At 67.0% G+C, this 25,686-nt stretch carries 22 protein-coding genes; 7 read left to right on the forward strand and 15 right to left on the reverse strand.

All coding sequences use genetic code 11. The features are described from left to right. The first annotated feature begins 153 nt into the window (after positions 1–153). Positions 154–753 carry an O-acetyl-ADP-ribose deacetylase gene (locus AASM09_RS17900; RefSeq protein WP_049427424.1) on the forward strand — a complete coding sequence of 200 codons (600 nt, stop codon included), beginning with the start codon at positions 154–156 and terminating at the stop codon, positions 751–753. Positions 754–845: 92 nt separating this feature from the next. Here AASM09_RS17900 and AASM09_RS17905 read toward each other — a convergent pair whose 3' ends face one another. From AASM09_RS17905 to gap, 8 genes are all read right to left on the reverse strand, one after another. After that, a complete protein-coding gene (locus AASM09_RS17905; protein ID WP_049427421.1) occupies positions 846–1,991 on the reverse strand; it encodes a hypothetical protein in 1,146 nt (381 codons plus the stop codon). Between the two features lie 129 nt (positions 1,992–2,120). Further along, positions 2,121–3,125, reverse strand: a complete 1,005-nt coding sequence (locus AASM09_RS17910) for a class I fructose-bisphosphate aldolase (RefSeq protein ID WP_049427418.1) — start codon at positions 3,123–3,125, stop codon at positions 2,121–2,123. Between the two features lie 195 nt (positions 3,126–3,320). Then, positions 3,321–4,787: a pyruvate kinase gene (gene pyk / locus AASM09_RS17915; RefSeq protein ID WP_049427416.1), complete on the reverse strand. Its 1,467-nt coding sequence runs from the start codon at positions 4,785–4,787 to the stop codon at positions 3,321–3,323. A gap of 210 nt (positions 4,788–4,997) precedes the next feature. Further along, positions 4,998–5,651 carry an HAD hydrolase-like protein gene (locus AASM09_RS17920; protein ID WP_049427413.1) on the reverse strand — a complete coding sequence of 218 codons (654 nt, stop codon included), beginning with the start codon at positions 5,649–5,651 and terminating at the stop codon, positions 4,998–5,000. Next, positions 5,648–6,823, reverse strand: a complete 1,176-nt coding sequence (locus AASM09_RS17925) for a phosphoglycerate kinase (RefSeq protein ID WP_049427409.1) — start codon at positions 6,821–6,823, stop codon at positions 5,648–5,650. The genes AASM09_RS17920 and AASM09_RS17925 overlap by 4 nt, the downstream gene beginning before the upstream one ends. 599 nt (positions 6,824–7,422) lie before the next feature. Continuing rightward, positions 7,423–8,799 (reverse strand): DUF3999 domain-containing protein, encoded by a 1,377-nt coding sequence (locus AASM09_RS17930; protein ID WP_049432709.1) that lies wholly within the window; start codon positions 8,797–8,799, stop codon positions 7,423–7,425. Then, complete coding sequence (locus AASM09_RS17935) at positions 8,796–11,459, reverse strand: DUF2339 domain-containing protein (protein WP_049432705.1); 2,664 nt, start codon at positions 11,457–11,459, stop codon at positions 8,796–8,798. Before AASM09_RS17935 ends, AASM09_RS17930 begins: the two co-directional genes overlap by 4 nt. Before the next feature lie 125 nt (positions 11,460–11,584). Next, complete coding sequence (gap, locus tag AASM09_RS17940) at positions 11,585–12,589, reverse strand: type I glyceraldehyde-3-phosphate dehydrogenase (protein ID WP_019660012.1); 1,005 nt, start codon at positions 12,587–12,589, stop codon at positions 11,585–11,587. Positions 12,590–12,781: 192 nt separating this feature from the next. Between gap and AASM09_RS17945 the strand changes: the two genes are divergently transcribed. Then, positions 12,782–13,411, forward strand: coding sequence for an OmpW/AlkL family protein (locus AASM09_RS17945; RefSeq protein ID WP_049432699.1), 630 nt, complete (start codon positions 12,782–12,784; stop codon positions 13,409–13,411). Positions 13,412–13,643: 232 nt separating this feature from the next. Here the strand turns inward: AASM09_RS17945 and AASM09_RS17950 are convergent, their stop codons facing one another. Beyond that, entirely contained in the window at positions 13,644–14,771 is a 1,128-nt protein-coding gene (locus tag AASM09_RS17950; RefSeq protein WP_049432696.1) for a GGDEF domain-containing protein, read from the reverse strand. A 114-nt stretch (positions 14,772–14,885) separates the two neighbouring features. On the opposite strand from AASM09_RS17950, the gene AASM09_RS17955 reads away from it, so the two are divergent. Both AASM09_RS17955 and AASM09_RS17960 read left to right on the forward strand, forming a co-directional pair. After that, the gene (locus AASM09_RS17955; RefSeq protein WP_049432694.1) at positions 14,886–15,704 is read left to right on the forward strand and encodes a S1/P1 nuclease; all 819 of its coding nucleotides are present in this window, start codon (positions 14,886–14,888) and stop codon (positions 15,702–15,704) included. An 11-nt stretch (positions 15,705–15,715) separates the two neighbouring features. Further along, the gene (locus AASM09_RS17960; RefSeq protein WP_049432690.1) at positions 15,716–16,516 is read left to right on the forward strand and encodes an MBL fold metallo-hydrolase; all 801 of its coding nucleotides are present in this window, start codon (positions 15,716–15,718) and stop codon (positions 16,514–16,516) included. Between the two features lie 22 nt (positions 16,517–16,538). On the opposite strand, the gene AASM09_RS17965 is transcribed toward AASM09_RS17960, so the two are convergent. The 5 genes from AASM09_RS17965 to AASM09_RS17985 form a co-directional block, all read right to left on the reverse strand. Then, positions 16,539–16,991, reverse strand: coding sequence for a hypothetical protein (locus AASM09_RS17965; RefSeq protein WP_049432687.1), 453 nt, complete (start codon positions 16,989–16,991; stop codon positions 16,539–16,541). Then, positions 16,988–17,866 (reverse strand): hypothetical protein, encoded by an 879-nt coding sequence (locus AASM09_RS17970; protein ID WP_049432683.1) that lies wholly within the window; start codon positions 17,864–17,866, stop codon positions 16,988–16,990. Before AASM09_RS17970 ends, AASM09_RS17965 begins: the two co-directional genes overlap by 4 nt. 80 nt (positions 17,867–17,946) lie before the next feature. Next, positions 17,947–18,510 carry a hypothetical protein gene (locus tag AASM09_RS17975; RefSeq protein ID WP_049432681.1) on the reverse strand — a complete coding sequence of 188 codons (564 nt, stop codon included), beginning with the start codon at positions 18,508–18,510 and terminating at the stop codon, positions 17,947–17,949. Continuing rightward, a complete protein-coding gene (locus AASM09_RS17980; RefSeq protein WP_049432679.1) occupies positions 18,507–19,748 on the reverse strand; it encodes a M56 family metallopeptidase in 1,242 nt (413 codons plus the stop codon). The genes AASM09_RS17975 and AASM09_RS17980 overlap by 4 nt, the downstream gene beginning before the upstream one ends. Then, a complete protein-coding gene (locus tag AASM09_RS17985; protein WP_010484077.1) occupies positions 19,741–20,106 on the reverse strand; it encodes a BlaI/MecI/CopY family transcriptional regulator in 366 nt (121 codons plus the stop codon). The genes AASM09_RS17980 and AASM09_RS17985 overlap by 8 nt, the downstream gene beginning before the upstream one ends. 118 nt (positions 20,107–20,224) lie before the next feature. On the opposite strand from AASM09_RS17985, the gene AASM09_RS17990 reads away from it, so the two are divergent. From AASM09_RS17990 to AASM09_RS18000, 3 genes are read left to right on the forward strand one after another with little or no spacing between them, the layout of a single operon-like run. Next, entirely contained in the window at positions 20,225–20,782 is a 558-nt protein-coding gene (locus AASM09_RS17990) for a flavin reductase family protein (protein ID WP_049432676.1), read from the forward strand. A 34-nt stretch (positions 20,783–20,816) separates the two neighbouring features. Continuing rightward, the gene (locus AASM09_RS17995) at positions 20,817–22,769 is read left to right on the forward strand and encodes an acetyl-CoA hydrolase/transferase C-terminal domain-containing protein (protein WP_049432673.1); all 1,953 of its coding nucleotides are present in this window, start codon (positions 20,817–20,819) and stop codon (positions 22,767–22,769) included. A 45-nt stretch (positions 22,770–22,814) separates the two neighbouring features. Beyond that, positions 22,815–23,417 (forward strand): NADAR family protein, encoded by a 603-nt coding sequence (locus AASM09_RS18000; protein ID WP_238380329.1) that lies wholly within the window; start codon positions 22,815–22,817, stop codon positions 23,415–23,417. 115 nt (positions 23,418–23,532) lie between these two features. Here the strand turns inward: AASM09_RS18000 and tkt are convergent, their stop codons facing one another. Further along, positions 23,533–25,530 (reverse strand): transketolase, encoded by a 1,998-nt coding sequence (gene tkt, locus AASM09_RS18005; RefSeq protein WP_049432670.1) that lies wholly within the window; start codon positions 25,528–25,530, stop codon positions 23,533–23,535. Positions 25,531–25,686 lie beyond the last annotated feature (156 nt).

Below are 25,686 nucleotides of genomic sequence, written 5' to 3' on the forward strand. Positions count from 1 at the left end.
CCTGCGTGAAGGCGTCGCCCGCCATCGTGCGTGAAGGCCGTCGGATCGCAGCGCGTGAGACGGTCATGACGCAGTATCGATGCCCTGTCCCCTACCGTGGGAACAGCCGGCGCAGATGCTGCGCGGATCACCTCACAGGCAGGAGACGGACGCATGAAGATCGAAGTTTGGCAGGGCGACATCACGACCCTGGCGGTGGATGCGATCGTCAACGCGGCCAACGAAACACTGCTCGGTGGCGGCGGTGTCGACGGCGCGATCCATCGCGCAGCGGGCCCCGCATTGCTGGCCGAATGCGAGCAGCTGCCGGAGCTGCGCCCGGGCGTGCGTTGCCCGACGGGCGAGGTGCGTGCCACGGCCGCATATGCGTTGCCCGCGCGACACGTACTGCACACGGTCGGCCCGGTCTGGCACGACGGCCAGCGCGACGAACCGGCATTGCTGGCCAACTGCTACTGGAAATCGCTGCAGCTGGCCGAGTCGCTGGGCGTACAGTCGATCGCGTTCCCGGCCATCAGTTGCGGCGTGTATGGCTATCCGCTGTACCAGGCTGCACAGATCGCGGTGACGGAAACGCTGGCATGGCAGCGCAGCCACGCGCAACCGATGCGCATCGTGCTGGTCGCGTTCAACACGGCCACCGCCAAGGCCTACCAGCAGGCGCTGGCCGCCGCCGGCCAGACCACGGAAAGCGAGCCACGCGGCGCGATGCTGCCGCCGCTCGGCGATGCAGGCCTTGCCGCCGCGCATTGAAACGCGACGCAGCGTGGAAAAGAAAAGGCCGGGCATTGCCCGGCCTTTTCCGTTGCACCGTTGATGTCATCCACGCATGGCGTGGATCACGCTCAACGGCTGGCAGCTTCCACCGCAGCAGCGTCATCGGCCACGGCGGCTGCAGCGTCGGCAGCAGCGCGGGCCGCGGAGGCGGCGGCACCGTCAGCGCTGGCACCATCCACCTGCACGCGCACTTCCACCATGCCTGCGCCATTGTTCAGGCTGGACACGTCGACGGTGTAATGGCCGGCCGGCAGGGTCTCCTCCAGGCGCGAGTTGGTACCGTTGCCACCGTCGTCGTCGGTCAGCTCGACATCGCCACCGACCACGCGCAGCACGGTATCGACCTGGCTGGAGATCGCATCCAAGCGCACGTCGGCGGTACGATCCAGCGTCAGCAGGAAGCGGCGACGGCCTTCGTTGTCCAGCATGGTGTACACGCTGCCCGACTTCGGCAGGGCAGTGCCATCGCGCTCGACCAGATTGCCCGGCAGTTCAATGCGGGTGGCAGACAGGGTGAACATGCCATTGACACCGCTGCCGAGGCCGCGCGCGGTCAAGGTGTACTTGCCCGGCTTCAGCGACAGGGTCAGCCGCGAGTTGGTGCTGTCGTTGCCATCGTCGTTTTCGGCTTCAACGCCCTGGCCCGACAGCTTCAGTACCGGATCGAAGACGTCCGACACCAGGCGGATTTCGTACAGGCCGGCCTTGTCCACCTGCAGGGTGTAGTCCTGCGAGTCACTGGCCAGCATGTCCACGATTTCGCCACTGCCCGCCAACGGCTTGCCGTCGTAGGGTTTCAGCTTCTCGGCGCGCAGGCGATACGGACCAAAGGCGGTCGGGCCATCGGCATTGACCGCCACCTGGTAGGTGCCGCCGCCATTGGCACGGAACGCCAGCGAGACGTCGCCTTCGCGTTCGTAACCGGTGTTGCTGGTGGAAACAAGGCTGCCGTTGTTGAACACGGCGATCGAGCCGCTGAGGGCACCGGTGAGCTTCAGGCCGACCAGATCCTTGTCTTCCAGCTTGATCTGGTAGAGCTGGTGATGGCTGCCGTCGTTGAAGTTGATGCCGCTGCGCGAGGTGATCTCGCCGGACACCGGCTTGTCGAAATCGAGCGACGCGGCCTTGCCTGCGTCACCACTGCTGCCGATGCGGTTGCAACCGCTGGCGACCAGGACCGCGGCAACGGTCAGTGTGAGTACTGCCAAACGCATGTTGTTTCTCCTTGGCCTTCCATGTAGTTCCCGCGTGCCGGCCGGGCGCGCGGGGCCGGAAACGATACCCGCAAAAGCAAACGCCGGCGTGATGCCGGCGTTGCCCTGTTCATCCAGCGATGGGACGGATCAACCGTTCCACTTACCCAGCGCGGCCAGACCGTTGTCCTTGGCGCGCTCGTACACGGTCTTCTGGGCAGCGGCGTAGTTGCCCTTCATGTCCTTGGCCCACAGCTTCAGCGCGGCCTGCTGCATGGCGCGGCCGTAGGAGAAGCTCAGCGGCCACGGCAGGTTGCCCAGCTGGTTCATCGCGTTCAGGTGCTCGGTCGACTGTTCGTCGCTCTGGCCACCGGACAGGAACACCACGCCCGGCAGGATCGCCGGCACGGTGCTCTTCAGGCACATCACCGTCGACTCAGCCACTTCCTCGACGTCGGCCTGCTCATCGCAGTTCTTGCCGGAGATGACCATCGACGCCTTCAGGATGGTGCCTTCCAGCAGCACGTTCTGCTGGTACAGCGCGTCGAACAGCGAACGCAGGGTGGCTTCGGTGACTTCGTAGCAGGTCTCGATGTCGTGGTCGCCGTCCATGATCACTTCCGGCTCGACCATCGGCACCAGGCCGCATTCCTGGCACAGTGCGGCGTAACGGGCGAGCGCGTGAGCGTTGGACTCGATGCAGGTGCCCGACGGAATGCTCTCGCCGATGTTGATGACCGCACGCCACTTGGCGAAGCGCGCGCCCAGCTTGTAGTACTCCTGCAGGCGCTCGCGCAGGCCGTCCAGGCCTTCGGTGACCAGCTCGCCCGGGCAGCCGGCCAGCGGGTGCGCACCCTTGTCCACCTTGATGCCCGGAATCATGCCGTGGTCGGCCATGTACTTGGCGAACGGCACGCCGTCCTTGGTCGACTGGCGGATGGTTTCGTCGTACAGGATGGCGCCGGAAATGTGCTCGTTGAGCTTCGGCGTGGTCAGCAGCAGCTCGCGGTAGGCACGACGGTTCTCCTCGGTGTTCTCGATACCGACGCCGGCGAAACGCTTGGCGATGGTAGCGGTGGATTCGTCGATCGCGATGATGCCCTTGCCCGGGGCGACCATGGCCTGGGCGGTTTCGGCCAGCTGTTCGATGCTCATGTATTTCCTGTGGCGGGTGCGGGAAAAACGTAAGTATAGCCCCGCTGCCCGTTGCCCCGGTGTCGAGGGCAGGATGGAAACGATTCCAAGTCTGCACAGGACAAAGAATGTCCTGCCGTTGGGGGTCAGAGCCCCTGCGGGGATCTGACCCCGGGCCGGATCCGCATGGCGGCTCCCGCCCGATGCGGCCCTTTCTTACAGGTCGCCCAGGCCGATGGCGCGGCCGTCGTCGCCCACTTCCAGCAGGCGCAGGGTGTTGGTCGCGCCCAGGGTTTCCATATGCTCACCGCTGGTGAACACGACGCGGTCGCCGGCCTGCAGCAGTTCGGCTTCGACCAGCAGGCGGATGCTGCCCCGCGCCGCTTCGCGCGGGGTCAGGCCACGGCTGTCGAAGTTGATCGGGTAGACATCGCGCATCAGCGCCATCTGACGGCGTGCGCCGTCATGGCGGGTGACCGCGAACACCGGCGCCTTGGCACGGAAACGCGACAGGTAACGCGCAGTGCCACCGGATTCGGTCATCGCCACGATCGCGCGCACGCCCACGTGCTGGGACAGGAACATGGTGGCCATGGCAATGGCCTGGTCGGCGCGTTCCAGGTTGCGCGGCGAAGCGTTGAAGTCGGTCTCGGTCTGGAACTGGCGCTCGGCCCCCAGGCAGATGCGCGCCATCGCTTCGACGGCCTTGACCGGCCAGGCACCGGCAGCGGTCTCGGCCGACAGCATCACCGCATCGGTGCCGTCGATGACCGAGTTGGCCACGTCCAGCACTTCGGCACGGGTCGGGATCGGGCTTTCCACCATCGACTGCAGCATCTGCGTGGCGGTGATCACCACCTTGTTCTGCGCCAGCGAGGCCTTGATGATCTTCTTCTGCAGGCCCGGCAGTTCGGCATCGCCGATTTCCACGCCAAGGTCGCCACGGGCCACCATCACCACGTCGCTGGCCTCGACGATTTCTTCCAGGTTCTCGATGGCCTCGGTGCGCTCGATCTTCGACACCAGCGCAGCATCACAGCCATGCGAGCGGGCGATGTCACGCGCATCGTTCATGTCCTGCGCGTTGCGGCAGAACGACACGGCGATGAAGTCGACGCCGATCTTGGCGACGATGCCGATCAGCTCCTTGTCACGCTCGGTCAGCGCGCCCAGCGACAGGCCGCCGCCCTGCTTGTTCAGGCCCTTGCGGTCGGACAGCACGCCGTCGTTGAGCACGGTGTTGATGATGCGTTCGCCCTGCACCTCCACCACCTGCAGCTGCATCAGGCCGTCGTCGAGCAGCAGCACATCACCCGGGCCGACGTCCTGCGGCAGGCCGAGGTAGCTGACACCGACCTGGGTGGCATCACCCGGGCCGGCGTTGGTGCTGGCGATCAGGTCGAAGCGGTTGCCCGCCTTCAGTTGCACCTTGCCTTCGGCGAAGCGCTCGATGCGGATCTTCGGGCCCGGCAGGTCGGCCAGGATGCCCACTTCCACGCCCACGCGGGCGGCGGCGGCACGCACTTCGGCGGCCCGCTTGGCCTGGCCGGAGGGGTCACCATGGCTGAAGTTGAGGCGCACCACGTTGACGCCGGCGCGGAACAGATCCTCCAGCACGCCCGGCGGATCGGTGGCCGGGCCGAGGGTGGCAAGGATCTTGGTGCGACGCTGACGCTCGAACATGGTGAATGGGCCTCTCCCGATAAAGAACGGAAATTAGCACATCCTTCACGTCGCATGTATACGGTTACAGCCTTGTGCTGCCTGACTTCGCGGGTCATGGAACGGACATGGTCCGGACATACGCTGGCGCAGGGCATTCTGTAGAGCCGAGCCCATGCTCGGCTGGGTACACGCCGAAGCAGCCGAGCATCGGCTCGGCTCTACAGGAGCCTAGGCCAACAGCGTGGTCAGCTGTGCCGGCTCACGGGCCAGCTGGCCCGCACCGGCTTCGGTGAGTTCCGCTTCGCCACCAAAGCCCCACAGCACGCCCACGCTTCGCAGACCGTGGTGGCGCGCGCCCTCGATGTCCATGCGGCGGTCGCCGATCATCCAGCACTGCGCGGGCTGCACCTGCAGCCGACGCAGCGCTTCGCCGACCAGCTCCGGCTTGTGGCTGCGCGAGCCATCCAGGGTCGAACCGACGATCTCCTCGAACAATCCACCAAATGGCAGATGGGCGAGGATGCGCCGCGCGTGTGGCTCGTTCTTGGCAGTGACCACCGCCAGGCGGTGGCCACGACCATGCAGCGCGCGCAGCGTGTCTTCAATCTGCGGGTACACCGTGTGCTCGCGCCAGCCTTCGGCGTCGAAGCGCTCGCGGTAATAGCCCACCGCCTGCTCCACCCGCGCCGGTTCACCGAACAGCGGCGCGAAAGTGGTGCGCAGCGACGGACCGATCCAGCCCAGCAGCGTTTCCTGCGCCGGCACCGGATGGTCCATCTTCTGCAGCGCGTAGGCGATGCAGGCGGTGATGCCCACCTGCGAATCGATCAGCGTGCCGTCCAGATCGAAGAACAGGACATCCTTGCCGTGGTCGGCACTCATGCGCCGCGCGCGTCGAGTGCCGCCACTGCCGGCAGGGTCTTGCCTTCCAGGAACTCCAGGAACGCGCCGCCACCGGTGGAGATGTAGCTGACGTCCTTGGCGATATCGAACTTGTCGACCGCCGCCAGAGTGTCGCCGCCGCCCGCGATGGAGAAGGCCGGCGAGCTGGCGATGGCGCGGGCCAGTGCTTCGGTACCCTTGCTGAAGGCCTCGAACTCGAACACACCGACCGGGCCGTTCCAGACCACGGTGCCGGCCTTTTCGATCAGCCGCGCGTACTGCGCGGCGGTCTGCGGACCGATGTCCAGGATCAGGTCGTCCTCTGCAACGGCGTCGACCGCCTTCACTTCCGCGACGGCGTCGGGCAGGAACTGCTTGGCGGTGACCACGTCCACCGGCAGCGGAATGTCGGCGCCACGTGCCTTGGCATCGGCGACGATCTTCTTCGCGGTATCCAGCAGGTCCGGTTCGTACAGCGACTTGCCGACGTTGTAGCCGGCGGCGGCGATGAAGGTGTTTGCGATGCCGCCACCGACGATCAGCTGATCGACCTTGCCGACCAGGTTGGCCAGCAGTTCCAGCTTGGTGCTGACCTTGCTGCCGGCGACGATGGCCAGCAGCGGCTTGGCCGGTGCATCCAGCGCCTGTGCCAGTGCATCCAGCTCGGCCATCAGCAGCGGGCCACCGGCAGCCACCGGGGCGAAGCGGATGACGCCGTGGGTGGAGGCCTGGGCGCGGTGCGCGGTGCCGAAGGCATCCATCACGAACACATCGCACAGCGCGGCGTACTTCTTCGACAGGGCGTCATCGTCCTTGCCCTCGCCGACGTTCATGCGGCAGTTCTCCAGCAGCACCAGCTGGCCCGGCTGCACGTCGACGCCGTCGATCCAATCGCGCACCAGCGGAACCTCACGGCCGAGCAGCTCGGACAGGCGCCCCGCCACCGGTGCCAGCGAGTCGGCTTCGGTCCACACGCCTTCCTTCGGGCGACCCAGGTGCGAGGTGACCATCACCGCCGCGCCCTGCTCCAGCGCGCGCTTGAGCGTCGGCAGCGAAGCGGTGATGCGCTGTTCGGAAGTGATGCGGCCATTCTCGATCGGCACGTTCAGATCCTGGCGGATCAGCACGCGCTTGCCGGAGAGGTCGAGGTCGGTCATGCGGACGATGGACATGGGCAACTCTTTGGCTCAGGGACGGGATGCCGGGATGCGGCAGATGGCCATTGTATCGGGTGCGGGTGGTGGGAGGGCCGATGCCTGCGGCAGGCAGAGGCGCAGGGCAACGGCAACGGCAACAGCAACTGCAACTGCCAAAGCGCTGGCGCTTCATGATGCCGGGGGTGGGCCGGGGCGGTGTGGGCTGGCAGGGGACGCCGTGAACCCATCCTTGGGGGCTTGGCCGCGGCATCCATGCCGCGGACACCCCTGCCAACCCACACCGCCCCGGCCTCGACAGGTTCATGAGGTAGAGCGGATGGCAAAAGGCAAGAGCGGTTTCTGATGTCGGACGGAGAAGGAATGTAGAGCCGAGCCCATGCTCGGCTGGAGATTTCGCGGAGAGCAGCCGAGCGCGGGCTCGGCTCTACAAAGAGCGCCCAGCCAGGCAGCTTTTGCTCTTCTTCTTTCTTTCCGTGGGTGGAAGCAACCGGAAACTGTCAAAGGACGTACTTGCGGCGTCCCCCGCGAACCCACCCCGCCCGGCCAAGCGCGGCTTTTGCTTTTGCTTTGCACGACCACCCCCACCCACGAGGGGCTGCGCCGTTCGCCGGAACCTACGCCGAAGGCGCAGGCTTCTGCCGAAGCAGGCTGACCGCCAGGCCGCCAACAACCAGCACACCCAGCCCCAGCAATGCCCACAGCAACCACGACTTCCAATCATGCTGGGCCTTCAGCGCCGCATCGCCGGCCAGCGGCTCCGGGCTGCCTTCCAGGCGCGCCAGCGTCGGCTGCCACGACGGGTCGTTGCGCTGTCGCAGTTCCTCGATCAGCACCCCGATCGGCGCCTCCATCCGGCGCGCGGTCGAGCTGCCCACCGCCAACGCGTAGGGCGCCGCGCCCTGGCTGAGGAACACCAGCACTTCCGGCTGGTAGCCCAGGCGCAGGGACGGCGCAGTCGCCAATTCGGCAGGATTCGCAACCAGCTTCCAGTAGCGGTCGCGATGCACGCCGCCCAGTGCCTGCGCGGCCGACTGCTGGCGCGGGCCCTGTGCGCCCTGCTGCAGCTGGTAGGCAATCCACGGCGCACTACGGCGCTGCCACTCCGCACTTTCGTCGTCGCGGCTGAACAACGTCCACTGCACCAGGCTGTTGTCGGTACTGGCCACGTCTGCACGGGCGACCGGGAAACGGCCATCCATCTCAAAGGTGTATTCCCCCTTGCCCGTCGAGGTCGGCTCCAGCGACAGCCACTCCCACGGCAGTGTGGCCGGCGCCGGCGGCAGCTCGGCCAGTACGCTGCGCAGCGCCGGCAGGCGTGCATCGCCCTGCGCCAGCACGCGCAGGTAGCGCGCCTCGCCGTCCACCTGCAGGCGGCGCTGCAGCAGGCGCTTGCCAGCACGCTGCAGGTCGACCAGCGGGATATCACGCCCGATCGGACGCCAGTGCTGCAGGTCGTCGCTGGCATCCAGCTGCACCTGTGCCTGCAGCGGCTCTCCGCTGTCGGCCCAATCCAGTACCAGCGCCGCCACCGGCTGCTGGCCGAGCACGCTGGCGTCGATCAGCCAGCCACCCTGCCCGCTCGCCGCCGCACCGCCACTCACGCGTGCTTCGACGCGACGCACACGGCCATCGGTATCACGCTCGGTCAGCAACTGCAGATCGTTGCGCTGCGCTTCGGCCAGCGGCGGCAGCGCGAACCAGGGCAGCTCACGCTGCACCGGCGGCTGCGCCAGCGGCTGATCGGGCGCCAGCAAGGCGGAGGGCAGCGACTGGCCTGCGGCATTGAACACCTGCAGATCGCTCAGGTCCGCGGTACCGGCGCGACGGTAGATCGCCGGTTCCAGCACGACGCGATAAGCACCGGACTGTGCACTGGACAACGTCAGTGGCCACTGTTCGGCGTACTGCGTGCGGTAATCGGCGGCCTGCACCGCGACGGCGGCCAACAGGCCGAACATCGCCGGCAGCAGCACCCTGCTCCACATTTTCATTGCTTTTCCTCCACGGTCGGCGCCGCGCTGGGCGGTGCCGGTGCCAGATAACCCACGACGGTGCACAGCAGGCCGTAGGCGATGAACGATGCGATGCCCAGCAGGTTGCCCAGGTGCTGGCGATCGACGATGACCAGCTTGGCCAGCACCACGCCCATCAGCACGGCACCGACCATCCACAACACGCGCTGGCCGCGACGCGAACCCCATACCCAGGCGATCACTCCGAGCACGCTCCACAGCACGGTCAGGCTGGTCTGCGCCAGGCTGAAGCGCATCATCGACGCGTTCCACGACAGGCCGCCCCACTGGTGCACGCCATGCAGCACCACGCTGGTCAGCGCAACGAACGTTGCCAGTGACAGCAGCGGCATGCGGATACCCAGCAGTGCCTTCGGCGCCTGGCCGCTGTACAGCCAGCGCGCGAGCAGCAACAGGCTGAGCCACTGTCCAAGCTCGGCCGGGTTCAGCACCGGCAGCCAGAGCAACGGAGAAGCATCGCCCGGCAACAGCTGCCCCAGCAGCCAGCCGATCGACAGCAGCCCGAACAGCACGCACTGCAGCGGCGTGCGCACGCGGTCGAACGCTTCACCCAATGGCCAGCGCAGCGTATTCCAGCGCCACAGCGACAGCGACGCCATCAGCAGCCACGGCAGCGTGACCAGCAGCGTCGTCCAACCCTGCGCCAGACCGGCCTCGCCCCCCCCCCACAGCGCCAGCAGCGAAAGCAGCGACGGCCACAGCAGCCACCACAGGAACTGCGCGATGCGCGCCACGCTGTCACCGCCCTGGCGCAGGCACAGCAGCGTGCGTACACCGAGCACGGCGAATACCGCCCAGGCCAACGCACCGTAGCCGGCGAACGGCTGATGGTGCGCGTCGCTCTGCATCAGCGCCAGCGGGAAGCCCAGCGCCAGCATCGCCAGCGCAGTCACGCCCAATGCACGCGCCGGCTGGCGGCGCTGCATTTCGGCGGCCAGCCATGCGGTGACCGCAGCCAGCACCAGCAGCGCATCCACTTCCATGCGGTACGGGAAGAAACGGGTGATCTCGTGTACCAGCCCGCCCAGCCACCACAGCAGGCCCCACAGGTAGTAGACCAGTGCGACCTCATGGCGCGGCCGGCGCTGGTAGCTCCAGGCGGAGGCGAAACCTGCCAGCGCCAGCAGCAGCGCGCCGATGGCGGTCGGATTGATCAGGAAGCGCAGGTCCTCGTGCCAGTGGTCGCCGCCGGCCACGAAGGCGAACGCGGCGCCCATCTGCAGCAACGCGCCAGCCACCTGCGGCAGCCAGCGCTTCTGGCGCAGGCCCAGCCAGGCCAGGCCAGCGCCTTCCAGCGCGAACACGGCACCCGTGGCGCGTGCCGACAGCGCCAGCGGCACTGCCAGCGTGGCAAAGCCCGCCGCCAGCACCGCGTGCGACTGCGCCAGCACGGTGTACGACGCACGCCGGATCAACGCCCACGCCAGCACCGCGTAGATCGCGGCCAGGCCGAGCGCGCAGAGCGCCAGCGTCATCGGCTGCTCATGCAGCATGCCGGCCTGCAGCGAGAACGCGACCAGCGGGGTGCCGAACACCAGGCTGCCATCGACCAGGTCGCGGCGGCCGGCGGGCTGCCGGCGTGCGTACAGCAGCGGGATCAGCAGGTAGAAGGCAAAGAACAGCAGCAGGAACGGTTCGGTACTGCCGAACTTGTCCGGCGCGTACTGCAGCACGCCCCAGAACGTACCGATGCCGAAGGTGAAGGCGAAACCCAGCAGGTTCAGCGCGCGCCACGGCCGGAACCAGGCAATGGCGAAGATGCCGGCGTTGAGCACCGCGTAGTAGCTGAACAACCCCACGTGGTTGCCACTGCCGGTGGACAGCCACAGCGGCGCCATGAAGCCGGCGAGGATGCCCAGCACCGCCAGGGTTCGCGAGTTCTGCATCACCGCCAGCACGCACAGGCCTGCCACCAGCGCAATCGAGCTGACGAAGGCGAAGCCTGGCGGAATCAGGTCGAATCGCTTGAAGGCGGCGAAGATGGTCAGCAGCAGCACGCCGATGGCACCGCCCTGCAGCGCAAGCGCGAACATGCGCCTGCGTTCGCGCTGGTGCCAGCCGAAGGCCAGCAGGCCCAGCGCGCCCACGGTGACGCCGGCCAGGCGCAGTTCGATCGGCAGCACCAGCCAGCCCTGGTCGCTGACGTATTTGAGCAGCGCGGCGACACCGGCGAGCAGCACCAGCATGCCGATCTTGACCGGCACGTTGCCTTCGGTGAACCAGCGCTTGACCGCACCGATGCCACGCTCGATGAAATTCGGCAGCGCCGGCTCGGCAGGCAGTGGTGGCGCCACCGGTACCGGCGGCGGCGTGACGGGACGGGGCGCAGGTGGCCCGGCAGGCAGGGCTTCAGGCGCCGGCGGCGGTTGTGGTGTCGCCGCCGCGACTGGCCGCAGGAACGGAGGATCGGCGCTGGCCGAAGGCGTCACCACCGACCGGGCAGGCGCCGCTTCGGTGGCGGTGGCCGCAGCGGCCGGCCGGGTGGCAGGCGCGGCGGCCAGCGCGCTTTCCAGCGCGGCGACGCGGCGGCGCAGGCCGGCGATCATCACCAGCGCCACCACCAGCAGCAGCGGGATGGCCAGCAGGACCAGTACGACCAGGGCGATCAGAGCTTCCATTGCGTGCTTCCATTGCGTTCCCGCGCCCCAGCGGCAGCGGTCGACCGGGCCATGCTACGACAGGGCCGGCCCCATAAACGACGAACCCCGGCCAGGCCGGGGTCCGCGTGCGATCTTCGCCGGCCTTACTTGGCGGCGACAACCTTGGCCATTTCCAGGCACTTGTTGGAATAGCCCCACTCGTTGTCGTACCACGACACGAGCTTGACGAAGGTGCCGTCCAGGGCGATGCCGGCGTCGGCGTCGAACACCGAGGTGTGGGTTTCACCGACGAAATCGGTGGCCACCACCTTGTCTTCGGTGTAGCCCAGGATGCCCTTCAGCGCGCCTTCGCTCTGTGCCTTCACTTCGGCGCAGATCTCGGCGTAGGTGGCTTCCTTTTCCAGCTCGACGGTCAGGTCGACCACCGACACGTCCGAGGTCGGGACGCGGAAGCTCATGCCGGTCAGCTTCTTGTTCAGTTCCGGAATGACCACGCCGACGGCCTTGGCCGCACCGGTGGACGACGGAATGATGTTTTCCAGGATGCCACGGCCGCCGCGCCAGTCCTTGTTGGACGGGCCATCGACGGTCTTCTGGGTGGCGGTGGCCGCATGCACGGTGGTCATCAGGCCACGCTTGATGCCCCACTTGTCGTTGATGACCTTGGCCAGCGGGGCCAGGCAGTTGGTGGTGCACGACGCGTTGGAAATGATGGCCTGGCCGGCGTAGGTCTTGTCGTTCACGCCGAACACGAACATCGGCGTGTCGTCTTTCGACGGGGCCGACATGATGACCTTCTTCGCGCCCGCATCGATGTGCTTCTGCGCGGTTTCCTTGGTCAGGAACAGGCCGGTGGCTTCCAGCACCACGTCGGCACCGACTTCATCCCACTTCAGGTTGGCCGGGTCGCGTTCCTGGGTCAGGCGGATCTTCTTGCCGTTCACCAGCAGGTCGTTGCCCTGCACGGCCACGTCGGCCTTGAAGCGGCCGTGCACGGAGTCGTACTTGAGCATGTACGCCAGGTAATCCGGCTCCAGCAGATCGTTGATGGCCACGATTTCGATGTCGTCGCCGAAGTTCAGCACCGCCGAGCGCAGGACGTTACGCCCGATGCGACCGAAACCGTTGATACCAACCTTGATTGCCATGTTCTCAAGCTCCTGCGGCCGCGACGGGTGCGGCGGGATGGATAGGGCCCACAAGTCTAGCAAACCGGGGCTGGCCACCGTGGGCCAGCGCCCGCGCCAGAGGGCTGGCGGACAGGATTTGATCCGGATCAAAGCGTTAGCGCGGCGTGAGGCCGAGACTGTCGCCATCCACCCAGCAACGAGATCACCCCCATGCGCAAGACCTCCCCCCTGATCCTGGCCGGCCTGGCCGCCGCCCTGTCCCTCGCCGCCGCCCCGGCCATGGCCCAGTCCAAGGGTGACTGGACCGTCTCGGCCGGCATCCACCAGGTGGCGCCGAAGTCGAACAACGGCTGGCTGGCCGGCCACACCCTGAAGGTCGACGTCGACAACGACGTCAAGCCGACCATCACCGGCGAATACTTCATCGCCGACAACCTGGGCATCGAAGTGCTGGCCGCACTGCCGTTCAAGCACGACATCAACATCAACGGCCTGGGCCGCGTGGGCAGCACCAAGCAGCTGCCGCCGGTGGTGACCCTGCAGTACCACTTCAACAGCAAGGGCAAGGTCTCGCCGTTCGTTGGCGCGGGCGTGAACTACACGACCTTCTTCAGTGAAGACACCACCGGCGCACTGGCCGGCAGCAAGCTGAAGCTGCAGGATTCGTGGGGCCTGGCCGCGCATGCCGGCATCGACTTCGCGATCGGCGAGAAGGGTGCCCTGCGCGTGGACATGCGCTGGATCGACATCGACAGCAAGGTGAAGTTGAACGGCGAGAAGATCGGCACGGTCAACATCGATCCGCTGGTCTACGGTGCGTCGTACGTCTTCAAGTTCTAAGCGGTGTGTTGAGCGCGGGGGCTTCGGCCCCCGCTCCCTGCCACACGCAAAACCCTCGCAGCATGTTGCCCCGGTCTTTGCCGGGGCTTTTTTTCGGGAAGCATGCGTAGGCGCGCTCTTCTGTAGAGCCGAGCCATGCCCGGCTATCTCGCGGAGCGCGCAGATATCCGAAGAAGAGCAGCCGCGCATGGCTCGGCTCTACAGAAGCATGAACGGGCCGCCTTTCAGTCGATTATTGATCCGGCGCCACTTCCACCCGGTTGCGGCCGCTTTCCTTGGCGCGATACAGCGCTGCATCGGCGCGTGCCAATGCCTGCTCCAGCGTATCGCCACCATCGTCATGCCAGCGCGCCACGCCGATGCTCACGCTCACCACCGGGGCTGCATCCGAATCGGCATGTGCGATCGCCAGTGCCTGCACCTGTTGCCGAAGCTGCTCGAACGGCGCTGATTCCGGTTGGCCCGGCGCCCAGTGGCCCAGCGCCACGAACTCTTCGCCGCCGTAGCGCGCCACCACCGAGTCGCTACCGCGCAGCTGCGCGGCCAGGGTGGTTGCCACCGCATGCAGGACGGTGTCGCCGGCGGGATGGCCGTGGTGGTCGTTGTAGCGCTTGAAGTAGTCGATATCGATCATGGCGATGCGCAGTGCGCCGCGCGCATGCGACGTGCGCAGATAGCGCTGGAAGATCTGGTTGGCCTGGCGATCGAAGGCGCGCCGGTTCAGCAGGCCGGTCAGCCCATCGTGGTTGGCCAACGCATCCAGGCGTTGCTCGGCCCGCCACGTTGCACGCGCCTGCCGTTCGGAAATGTAGCTGCCGACAATGCCGGCCAGGTTGCTGGCCAGCACGAACATCACGCTCTGCAGCATCTGCGCCCAGTGCCGGCCCACCTGCAGCTCGGCCAGCAGGAACGCCAGCGCGATCAGGGTTCCGGTCAGCGTCGCCACCCCGAAACGCAGCCCGCACAGGAAGTAGTTCAGCAACAGGAACAGGCTGATGCCTTCGTAGGGGTAGTTCACGCCGGCACGGTGCGCGGTCCAGATCATGGTCACCAGCGCCAGCCCGCTGACCAGCACGACGCTGCCGCCCAGCCACTGGAGGTGGCGCCGCAGCATCGGCACGAAGGTCAGCGCGACGCCCAGCAGCAGTGCCGGCAGCAGAACGCCCAGCCGCCAGCGCAGCACCGGCGCGTGCACCTCCGGCGGCAACCAGTAGGTATCGAGCACGGCAAAGCCCAGCGAGAACGCGCCTGCCACGGCGCAGGCCCAGCGCATGCGCCAGACCACCTGGGCATCGAACGCGGCGGCGAACCCGTCGTCATCGGGATGCCCGGCCATGATGCGCCTGTCCGTGATCGCCATCAGCCCCTCCCCCGCGTGTGCCCGGGTCACCCTAGCGGCTGGTGCATCAAGACCGTGTGGCGAACGCCACGCGTGATCAAGCCCGGGTCTGCCGAGGCCCGCTAGAATGTACGCATGAAAGCCCTGCACTCCCTGTTCCTCGCCGCCGCCCTGGCGCCGGCCCTGCTGTCCGCTTCGGCCCCGGCCCATGCCTGGGGCGCACAAGGCCACCGCCTTGTCGCCGAAGTCGCCGACGCCCGCCTCAACCCCACCGCCCGCGCCGAAGTGGACCGCCTGCTGGCCACCGAGCCAGACGCCACCCTGGCCAGCATCGCCCCCTGGGCCGATCAGCTGCGCGCCAAGGACCCCGGCCTAGGCCGTCGCTCGGCCGGTTGGCACTACGTCAACATCGCCGAAGACAACTGCCATTACGAAGCACCGAAGCACTGCAAGAGCGGCAACTGCATTGTCGAGGCACTGAAAGCACAGAGCACCATCCTCGGCGACCGCAGCCTGACCGACGCCGAGCGCCTGCAGGCGCTGAAGTTCGTCGTGCACCTGGTGGGTGACATCCACCAGCCGATGCACGCCGGCTATGCCCATGACAAGGGCGGCAACGATTTCCAGCTGCAGTTCGGCAACCGCGGTACCAACCTGCACTCGCTGTGGGACAGCGGCATGCTCAACACCCGCAAGCTGGACGATGCCGGCTATCTGCCTCTGCTGCAGAGCCAGCGCGCGCCTAAGCTGGCGCGCCAGTCCAACCCGCAACGCGACCCGCAGATCTGGGCCGAGGCCAGCTGCCGCATTTCCATGCAAGCTGGCGTTTATCCGGCCACGCGTAAAATCGGTGATGAATACACCGAGCGCTACCGGCCGCTGGCCGAAGCGCAGCTGCGACTGGCCGGCGAGAACCTGGCCCAGTTGCTGAACCGCGTGCTCGGCGCGCGCTGAGGAGCGTTCCAATGTCAGTCCAGGTGCAGTCGTTCTTCCACCGTGACAGCAATACCTTCAGCTACCTGGCCAGCGACCCGGCCAGCGGCGAGGCGGCGCTGATCGACCCGGTCCTGGACTACGACCCGGACACCGACGCCAGCAGCGAGTCGCCGCTGCGCGACGTGCTGCAGGCCATCGAACAGCAGGGCCTGCAGCTGCGCTGGCTGCTGGAAACCCACGCCCACGCCGACCATGTGTCGGCGGGGCGTCGGCTCAAGCAGCGCTTCCCGCAGGCCACGCTCGCCATCGGCGAAGGCATCCGTGCGGTGCAGGCGACGTTTGCACCACGCTATGGCCTGCAGCTTCCTGCTGCGGATGACATCTTCGACCACCTGTTCAGCGATGGCGAAACCTTCACCCTTGGCGGACTGGATGGACGGGTGATCGCCGTGCCCGGCCATACCAGCGACAGCGTCGCCTACCTGATCGGCGATGCACTGTTCACCGGCGACTCGCTGTTCATGCCCGACGGTGGCACCGCCCGCTGCGATTTCCCGGGCGGTGATGCCGCACAGCTGTACCGTTCGATCCAGCGCCTGCTGGCCCTGCCCGATGCGACCCGCGTATTCGTCTGCCACGACTACGGTCCGGGCGGTCGTGATTTCGCCAACGAAACCACCATCGGCGAGCAGCGCGCGCACAACATTCACGTGCACGACGGTGTAGCCGAGGCGGAGTTCGTCAGCGTGCGCCAGGCCCGCGATGCGACGCTGGAAGAACCGAAGCTGATGCAGCCAGCGGTGAAGGCCAACATCCAGGGCGGGGCGTGAGCCTTCGCACCGGAGCCGGACATCACCCGCACACTGCAGGGCTGTTCCGTGCTGCAGTGGGCGCAGTGCCACTGCGAATGCGCGCAATGACGACGCTGCGGCGGGTTGCAGGCGTGTTCTTCAGCAAGGTGCACACTGCAGGCCCCTGCCTGCGGTAAAGCGTCGCAGCCATCTCGCTGATTTCTTCACTGGCCATGCCATCGGCCACAATCATGAAATCGATCAGTGCCTGCAGCTGCGCCCGCGTCAGTCGACCAGCATCGCGTTCCACCATCGCGTGTACAGCAGGGATCACACGGTCTTCGATGAAGGGTTCGTCTGCATTGCGCGCTGTGTCGGCACGCGCGTCGTGGACGGCGATGAACCGGGTTGCGATGACCACCATATCGGCGCCCTGGTCCCGCTCCGTGGCCAGGCAAGGCGTCATATGCAGCCCCAGGTACACCAGGACGATGGTACCGAGCGCTCTGATCATTCGTAGATCACCTTGTGATAGACGGTTTCCTGCAGCAGGTCATCCTGCGCCGTGCCCACATACATCTGCCGTGACAGCACGCGCTGCGCATCGAAGCGGATACGCACGTTGTAACTCTCCGATGCGTCGCCGCCCTGCAGGTCCAGCACACCGCCGCCAGCATCTGCCTTCAGGGTTCCGCGATGCAGGTCGAAGAGATCGCGGTACACCGAGTACGCCACCGGAACCGGCTGGCCATCCACGCGCAGTTCCAGATGCGTGACCTCGCGGCATGGCGAGGTGGTCCCGCCGCACGCAACGCCGCTTGCGGCCGGTGCATCGGCCGTGCGCATGGCAAGCGTGGCTTCCACTCGCCTGGTGGCAGACGCGTCTGACAGGCGTACCTTCGACTTCTGCGTCAATACACGCGAGGAAGGGTCCTCCAGTTCCTGCAAGGCCTGCCGCAGGCGCTGCAGCTGTTCCGCGCATTGCGCCGGCGCCCCTGGGGAGTCGGTACAGGCCGCCTGCAGCTGCAGCGCATCCACCTGTGCAGCGGTGATTTCGCCGCGATCGACCTTCATTGCCACCGCGCCGACCAGAAGCGAAAGATCACTGCGCTCTCCCCCATCGAGGATCGCCTGCCGCGCAACCGGCAGCAAGGCCGGCGGCTGGGCGGCGAGCAGTTCGGCGATGCAGGGCGATCGCGGGCGGACCTGCAGCGCTCCCCGCAGATACGCCACGCGTGCGGGGTCGTCCAGCGCTGCCAGGTAGCCGCCGGCCGAGCAGGCCGGCGGACCATTTCGATACGCATCCAGGTCGTGCTTGTCCTGCCCATGCGGCGTGCAACCGGCCAGTACACAGGAAAGCCCGGCCAGCATGATTGTCCAGATACTCATCCCCAGCTTCCGTTGCCGTGTCGCCCGCACTGTACGCCTGTGCGGGCGACGGCGCCTGCCTGGTCGCGCATGGCCCGGCACTACCGGCCCTGTGTACGCACCACATGCTGGCCCTTCACGACCTCGAAGGTGAAGGCGTACTGCAGGGTAACGGCCACCGGCTCGACCCGCTCGGCACCGCGGCAGTCGCCGCGATCCGCAGGTACCTTGCCCGCTGCGAAGTGGCAGACCGCGGCGGACGAATACTTCCACATCGCAACCGCCTCCTGCGCGGCCTGCAGCAAGGGCGCATTCTCCGGCGCCCCACCCGCACTGCATTCGCTGCGGTCGGTCAACGGCATGCTGCGCTCAACGCTGCCCTGCGCATCCACCACCACCTGCAGGCAGACCGTGGTCGGCGGCAACGACGTGCGAGGATCGCGATCACCCACCACGGGATCAGGTGCCGTGTGCAGCTGCGGCATCCGGTAGCCTTCGCTGGCGGCCAGCGTGTAAGGCTGGATCTGGCCAGCCCCTCCCCCTGCATCGGGCCGCAGCCGCTGGTGACCGACATTCTCGCTGCGGGTATCAACCGTGGTCAGGCGATCCTGGGTTGCACACCCCACCAGCAGCGCCGCCATCATCAACAGCGGCGCGGACTTCACTTCGTATCCTCGGTGTCATCCATGGCGTAGGTGATCGGAATGCGTACGGCACCGGCCACCGGCTTGCCGTTCTTCCGCGCCGGTCGGTAGGTCCAGCTGCGCGCGGCGGCGATGGAGACGGCATCGAACACCCCCGGATTGGTCGCGCTGAGCACCTGTACATCGGTCGGATGGCCCTGTGCGTCCACCTCGATGCGCAGGTTGATCACGCCCACCTGGCGCTGCTCGAAGGCGGACTTCGGATAGGACGGTGGCGGCATCTTGTCGACCTGGATCGGACTGTCCAGCCCCGCCTTTGCCGCATCCTCTTCCGCATGTTCGAACGGCTCGACACCGATCCGGGTACCTACCGCCGCACCGCCCTGGCTGGCCCACGCCACCGCCGCCATTCCCACGCACAACCCGACCACCAGCACCTGCCCCGACACCCACGGCAATGCCTTCCGCTTGGACTGCTTCAACATGGCGATACGCTCCTTCAACACGGGTTGGCTGCGCCAATGGCAGACCGCGGGCGCAACCGGATGGACCAGCTGCGCCTTCAGCAGCGTGCTGGCATAGAGGCCGCGCAGCGCAGGCTGCGGGGCAATGGTGCGGGCATCACAGGCCAGCTCCTGGTCGCGCAGGAAACGGCGTGCAGCCCATGGCAGAAGCGGGTGGAACCAGAACACTGCGCGCACCAGCAGCAGCGCGCCGTTGGCCCAGTGGTCGCCATTGCGGCGATGGCTGCGCTCGTGCTGCAGGATCAGGTTCTGCTCCTGTGCGGTGAACTGCTGATCGAATTGCGGACCGACCACGATGCGCGGCCGCCACAGGCCGACCAGCGCCGGCAGCCCGGGATCGCCACTGGCCTGCCAGCTGCCATCGGCACGCGCACGCAGCTGGCCCATGCTGCGTTCGAAACGGCGCTGCGCACGCAGGTCGCGCAGCAGGCAGATGCCCGTGCCCAGCGCCCATGCCAGCAGCGACAGCAGGGCCCCAGGCACCGACCAACCTGCCCCACCGTCAGTGGCCCCCGGCACCACTTTCAACGGCAGCGTCGGTACATGCTGCAGCAGCGCGACCTGCGGCAACGGCAGCAGCAAGGTCACCAGCAGCAACGGCAGCAGCCACCAGCTGCGATAGGCCAGCCCGGCGCCGCCCAGGCCCACCAGCAGTGGTCGCAGCGCCGCCAGCAGCAGCACGCCCACCGCCAGCCACAGGCTGGCCCGCCACAGTCCGTCGAGCAGCTCAGTCATGGTCCAGCTCCTGGATCAGCTTCTTCAGTTCGGCAATGTCCTGCGCGCTCAGCTGCCCACGTTCGCTGAAGTGCGCCACCAGTGGCGCCACGCGGCCCTCGAAGACGCGTCCGATGAAGTCCTGGCTTTGCGCCTCCACCCAGGCCTGGCGCTGCAGCAGGGGCCGGTACAGATAGCGCCGGCCATCGCGCTCGGCGGCGATCGCGCCCTTGGTCAGCAGGCGGTTGAGCAGGGTCTTGATGGTCGGCTCGGCCCAGTCGCGATGGGCCAGCGCGGCCACCACGTCATCGGCACTACGTGGTGCCTGTTGCCACAGCACCTCCATCACAACGGCTTCGGCTTCGCTGATCGGGGTCATGGTTTACATCCGTAATCGACGATCTGATTACGCGCGTAATCGACTTGGCTGTCAAGTCCCTCGACTCCGGGTTCATCCCGGCTGCGCCAGCATCGGTTCCTCCCACCCCTGGCATCGGATGAAAGCGCTGCCCAAGAAGGACTTCCCGGTCGAGCAGGCACGTCGCTTCCTCGAACCCGGCCCGATCGTGCTGGTCAGTACCGCGTGGCAGGGCCAGCGCAACCTGATGACGATGGGCTGGCACATGGTGATGGGCTTCTCGCCTTCACTGGTCGCAACCTACCTGTGGAATGAAAACCACAGCCACGGCCTGGCCGTCGGCAGTGGCGAGTGCGTGATCAACGTACCCGGCGTGGAGCTGCTCGATACCGTGGTGGACATCGGCAACTGCAGTGGTCGCGAGGTCGACAAGTTCGCCCGGTTCGGGCTCGACGCGCTGCCCGCACGCGAGGTCGGCGCGCCGCTGGTCGGGCAATGCCACTCGAACTTCGAATGCCGCTTGTACGACGACAGCCAGGTGGCATCGAACAACCTGTTCATCTGGGAAATCGTGCGCGCACACGTAGCGCCACGGCCGAAGCTGCCGCGCACGGTGCACTACCGCGGCGATGGGCAGTTCATGGTGGCCGGCGCCGAAGTCTCGCGTCGACGGCGGTTCAAGCCCGACATGCTGTAATGCCAGCACTCCCCCACACGCAGGACCGCCCCGCATGACCGAACACCTCACCGACCTGGACGCCGCTGTCGACTGGTTGTTTGCGCGCGTGGACGGGCCGTTGCGGATCGGGGCACCGCTGGCGCTGGGCAAGCCGCACCGGCTGCTCAATGCCCTGTACGCGCGCGTCGAGCACGACCCGTCGCGGCCGCTGCAGCTGTATACCGCGCTGTCGCTGAACCCGCCGAAGGCGCGCGGCAACGGCCTGGAAGCGCGCTTCATGGCACCGTTCACGCAGCGCCACTTCGGCGACGATTTCCCGCGCCTGGCCTATGCCGATGCGATCGCACGCGACGCGCTACCGGCACATGTGCAGGTGGAAGAGTTCTACATGCAGTCCGGCGCCCTGCTCGGTTCGCGCCAGGCGCAGTCCAGCTATACCAGCCTGAACTACACCCACGCCGCCGACGCGGTCGCCCAGCGCGCGCCGCAGGTGATCGTGCAGAAGGTGGCGATGCGGCCGGATGATCGCCGGCTGTCGCTGTCATGCAACAACGACATCACCCAGGACACCCTGGATGCCATGGCCGCACGTGGCCTGCCGCGGCCCCTGCTGATCGCCGAGATCGACCCGCAGCTGCCCTACCTGGGCGGCTCGGCCACCGTGGATGTGTCGTTCTTCGATCTGGTGATCACCCCGCCGCCGCCGTACCCGGCACTGTTCGGCCTGCCGCGGCAGCCGGTCGGCGATGCCGACTACGCCATCGGCCTGTATGCCAGCACGCTGGTACGCGACGGCGGCACCCTGCAGATCGGCATCGGCACGCTGGCCGATGCGCTCAGCCATGCGCTGGTGCTGCGCCACACCGACAACGCGCGCTACCGCCGCGTGCTGCACGCGCTGGACCCGCAGCTGGCCAGCCACCCGCTGGTGAAGGAGATTGGCGGGCTGGATCCGTTCGAGGTCGGCCTGTACGGCTGCAGCGAAATGCTCAATGAGGGCTTCCGCCGGCTGGTGCAGACCGGGGTGATCAAGCGCAAGGTGCATGACGACCTGGCGCTGATGCAGCGCATCGAGAACGGCAGCACGCTGTCCATCGACCACGCCACTCTGGCCGCCGAGGGAGAATACCTGCACGGCGCGTTCTACCTGGGCTCGCCGGAGTTCTACGAATGGCTGCGCACGCTGCCGGATGACGAATGCCGTGCGATCGGCATGCGCAGGATCAGCGAGATCAACCAGCTGTACGGCGGCAACGAGACGCTGGAACGCCTGCAGCGCCGCCATGCGCGCTTCTTCAATTCCTGCATGATGGCCACCGCGCTGGGCGCAGCGGTGTCGGATGCGCTGGACGATGGACGTGTGGTGTCCGGCGTGGGCGGCCAGTACAACTTCGTGGCGATGGCCCATGCCCTGCCCGAAGCGCGCAGCGTGCTGATGTTCCGCGCCGCGCGTGACGACAAGGGGCGCCGCGAATCCAACGTGCGCTGGAACTACGGGCACACCACCATTCCACGCCACCTGCGCGACATCTACCTCAACGAATACGGCATCGCCGATCTGCGCGGCTTGACCGACGAGGATTGCGTGCAGGCGATGACCGCAATCACCGAGGCGCCGTTCCAGGGCGACCTGCTGCAACAGGCGCAGGCTGCACGCAAGCTGTTGAAGAGCACCCAGCCGGATCCCGAGCGCCTGCAGCGAAACACGCCGCAGGCATTGGCCGCCGCACTGGCACCGTTCCGTGCCGATGGCAGCCTGCCGGACTATCCGCTCGGCAGCGATTTCAACGAGATTGAACAGGTGCTGGTGAAGGCGCTGGGATGGCTGAAGGCCAACACGCAGACCCGTGGCGACAAGCTGCGCACGGTCTGGGCGGCGCTGCGGCAACCGGCCGGCGACGGCGACGCGGTGTACCTGCAGCGCATGGGCCTGCAGGCGCCGAAGGATTTCGCCGAGCGCCTGGACGCGCGCCTGCTGCGCCTGGCGCTGGCGCGTACTGCGTAATCACGCGTACGGTAGCGCCGGGCCATCCCCGGCGAAAAAGCATCAGTGCCAACCAAGGTTGGCACCTACCAGGGCACGGCGGCACGCTATGCTGTGGCGATGAACGATGATTCCCGTTTCCTGCATGATCTGCAGCAGCGCGAGGCTTCAGGCGAAGACCTGCGTTACCTCTGCTTCTGGGGCCACCAGCCGCCGCGCAGCGGAGTTTCTGCGTCCTGTTTCAGCCAGTGGTATGACGCCGGCTTCGAGATCGATGGCGTGCACTACCGCACCGCCGAGCACTACATGATGGCCGGAAAGGCGCGTCTGTTCGGCGCCACCAAGCTGCTTGAGAAGATCGTCGCCAGCACCACGCCGGACAAGGCCAAGGCTTTCGGCCGCCAGATCGAAGGCTTCGATGAAGCGCGCTGGACGCAGGCCCGCTACGACCTGGTGGTGGAAGGCAACAGGGCCAAGTTCGCGCAGAACCCGGAACTTGGGGCGTTCCTGCGTGCGACCGCAGGCTGGGTGCTGGTCGAAGCCAGCCCGGTGGATTTCATCTGGGGCATCGGCCTGGCCAAGGATCACGCCGACGCGCACAACCCGGCGCAGTGGCGCGGATTGAACCTGCTGGGGTTTGCGCTGATGGACGTGCGGGACGCAATGTAACGCTCATCCACGCATGGCGTGGATCTACTGGCACGGCGGCCGATTCGTTTCGCCCCACAGAAAAAGAGAAAGGCCGGCTTGCGCCGGCCTTTCCTTCATCACGCTGCGATGCTGCTTACAGCGCCTTGGCAGCTTCCACCACATGGGCGGTGGTGATGCCGAAGTGCTTGTACAGCTGGTCGGCCGGGGCCGAGGCACCGAAGGTGTCGATACCGATCACGGCACCGTCCAGGCCGACGAACTGGCGCCAGAAACCGGTGACGCCGGCTTCCACGGCCACGCGCTTGCGCACGGCGTTCGGCAGCACCGATTCACGGTAGGCCGCATCCTGGCGCAGGAACACGTCGGTGGACGGCATCGAGACCACGCGGGTCTTGAGGCCGGCCGCGTCCAGCTGGGCCTTGGCTTCGGTGGCCAGCGAGACTTCCGAACCGGTGGCGATCAGGATCACGTCCGGGGTACCGGCAGCGTCGGCCAGCACGTAACCACCGCGCTCGATCTGGGCGATCTGCTCGGCGTTGCGCGGCTGGTGCGGCAGGTTCTGGCGGCTGAACACCAGGCAGCTCGGGCCGTCCTGGCGGGTGATCGCGGCCTTCCAGCTCACGGCCGACTCGACCGCATCGCACGGGCGCCACACATCGTTGTTCGGGATGTAGCGCAGCGAGGCCAGGTGCTCCACCGGCTGGTGGGTCGGGCCGTCTTCGCCCAGGCCGATCGAATCGTGGGTGTAGACGTGGATGGCGTGGGCCGGGATCAGCGCGCTCATGCGCACACCGTTGCGGGCGTAATCGCTGAACACCAGGAAGGTGGCGTCGAACGGAATGAAGCCACCGTGCAGGGCCAGGCCGTTGGCAATGGCGGTCATGCCGAACTCGCGCACGCCGTAGTACACGTAGTTGGCGTTGGCGTCGTCGCTGGCGACCGACTTGCTGCCCTTCCACAGGGTCAGGTTCGAGTGCGCCAGGTCAGCCGAGCCACCGACGATTTCCGGCAGCAGCGGTGCGTAGGCTTCGATGGCCAGCTGCGAGGCCTTGCGCGAGGCGATCGTCGGGCCTTCAGCGGCGACCTGGGCGATGTAGGCATCGGCCTTGGCAACGAAGTCGGCCGGCAGTTCGCCGTGCGAGCGACGGGTCAGTTCGGCGGCTTCGCCCGGGTACTGGCTGGCGTACTTGTCGAACAGCTGTTCCCACTCGGCCTGGCGCAGGGTGCCGGCGCCATTGGCGCGCCAGCCGTCGTAGATCGCCTGCGGGATCTCGAACGGACCGTATTCCCAGCCCAGCTGCTTGCGGGTGGCTTCCAGTTCGTCCTTGCCCAGCGGGGCACCGTGGCTGGATTCCTTGCCCGCCTTGTTCGGCGAACCAAAACCAATGGTGGTGCGGCAGCAGATCAGGGTCGGCTTGTCGTTCTGCGACAGCGCGGCCTCGATGCCGGCCTTGATGCTTTCCGGGTCATGGCCGTCGACGTCGCGGACCACGTTCCAGCCATAGGCCTCGAAACGCTCCGGGGTGTTGTCGGTGAACCAGCCCTCGACGTTGCCGTCGATGGAGATGTGGTTGTTGTCCCAGAAGCAGACCAGCTTGTGCAGGCCCCAGGTACCGGCCAGCGACGCCGCTTCATGCGACACGCCTTCCATCAGGCAGCCATCGCCCATGAACACCCAGGTGCGGTGGTCGACCACTTCCAGCTCCGGGCGGTTGAAGCGCTGTGCCAGCAGCTTCTCGGCCAGGGCGAAGCCCACGGCATTGGCGAAACCCTGGCCCAGCGGGCCGGTGGTGGTTTCCACGCCCGGGGTCTCGTGGCGTTCCGGGTGACCGGCGGTGTGGCTGCCCAGCTGGCGGAACAGCTTCAGCTGCTCGATCGGCAGGTCGTAGCCGCTCAGGTGCAGCAGCGCGTACTGCAGCATCGAACCGTGGCCGTTGGACAGCACGAAGCGGTCGCGGTTGAACCAGTGCGGATTGCTCGGGTTATGGCGGAGGTAGTCGTTCCAGAGGACTTCGGCGATATCGGCCATGCCCATGGGCATGCCGGGGTGGCCGGACTTTGCGGTTTCAACCGCATCGGCGGCAAGGAAGCGGATGGCGTTGGCCAACTGGCGACGGGTAGGCTGCGTCATGGTTCTGTCGGAATCGGGAGGCGGCCGCGGACGTGCGGGCGGCCTATTGTCCCATAGTCGCCGGGCGGGGGGTCGGTTCACGGTGCCCGGTCGTGGCGGCCGCTGGCCGGCGGCGGCGTGGTCTCCGCCGGATTCCGCATGTGAAAAGGGGTCGGA

It is taken from the genome of Stenotrophomonas maltophilia (assembly GCF_039555535.1).
Classification (GTDB): Bacteria; Pseudomonadota; Gammaproteobacteria; order Xanthomonadales; family Xanthomonadaceae; genus Stenotrophomonas; species Stenotrophomonas maltophilia_Q.

Coding starts and splice junctions, on each gene's coding strand:
- AASM09_RS17900 (WP_049427424.1), top strand. CDS start 154: ATGAAGATCGAAGTTTGGCAGGGCGACATCACGACCCTGGCGGTGGAT.
- AASM09_RS17905 (WP_049427421.1), bottom strand. CDS start 1,991: ATGCGTTTGGCAGTACTCACACTGACCGTTGCCGCGGTCCTGGTCGCC.
- AASM09_RS17910 (WP_049427418.1), bottom strand. CDS start 3,125: ATGAGCATCGAACAGCTGGCCGAAACCGCCCAGGCCATGGTCGCCCCG.
- pyk (WP_049427416.1), bottom strand. CDS start 4,787: ATGTTCGAGCGTCAGCGTCGCACCAAGATCCTTGCCACCCTCGGCCCG.
- AASM09_RS17920 (WP_049427413.1), bottom strand. CDS start 5,651: ATGAGTGCCGACCACGGCAAGGATGTCCTGTTCTTCGATCTGGACGGC.
- AASM09_RS17925 (WP_049427409.1), bottom strand. CDS start 6,823: ATGTCCATCGTCCGCATGACCGACCTCGACCTCTCCGGCAAGCGCGTG.
- AASM09_RS17930 (WP_049432709.1), bottom strand. CDS start 8,799: ATGAAAATGTGGAGCAGGGTGCTGCTGCCGGCGATGTTCGGCCTGTTG.
- AASM09_RS17935 (WP_049432705.1), bottom strand. CDS start 11,459: ATGGAAGCTCTGATCGCCCTGGTCGTACTGGTCCTGCTGGCCATCCCG.
- gap (WP_019660012.1), bottom strand. CDS start 12,589: ATGGCAATCAAGGTTGGTATCAACGGTTTCGGTCGCATCGGGCGTAAC.
- AASM09_RS17945 (WP_049432699.1), top strand. CDS start 12,782: ATGCGCAAGACCTCCCCCCTGATCCTGGCCGGCCTGGCCGCCGCCCTG.
- AASM09_RS17950 (WP_049432696.1), bottom strand. CDS start 14,771: ATGGCGATCACGGACAGGCGCATCATGGCCGGGCATCCCGATGACGAC.
- AASM09_RS17955 (WP_049432694.1), top strand. CDS start 14,886: ATGAAAGCCCTGCACTCCCTGTTCCTCGCCGCCGCCCTGGCGCCGGCC.
- AASM09_RS17960 (WP_049432690.1), top strand. CDS start 15,716: ATGTCAGTCCAGGTGCAGTCGTTCTTCCACCGTGACAGCAATACCTTC.
- AASM09_RS17965 (WP_049432687.1), bottom strand. CDS start 16,991: ATGATCAGAGCGCTCGGTACCATCGTCCTGGTGTACCTGGGGCTGCAT.
- AASM09_RS17970 (WP_049432683.1), bottom strand. CDS start 17,866: ATGAGTATCTGGACAATCATGCTGGCCGGGCTTTCCTGTGTACTGGCC.
- AASM09_RS17980 (WP_049432679.1), bottom strand. CDS start 19,748: ATGACTGAGCTGCTCGACGGACTGTGGCGGGCCAGCCTGTGGCTGGCG.
- AASM09_RS17985 (WP_010484077.1), bottom strand. CDS start 20,106: ATGACCCCGATCAGCGAAGCCGAAGCCGTTGTGATGGAGGTGCTGTGG.
- AASM09_RS17990 (WP_049432676.1), top strand. CDS start 20,225: ATGAAAGCGCTGCCCAAGAAGGACTTCCCGGTCGAGCAGGCACGTCGC.
- AASM09_RS17995 (WP_049432673.1), top strand. CDS start 20,817: ATGACCGAACACCTCACCGACCTGGACGCCGCTGTCGACTGGTTGTTT.
- tkt (WP_049432670.1), bottom strand. CDS start 25,530: ATGACGCAGCCTACCCGTCGCCAGTTGGCCAACGCCATCCGCTTCCTT.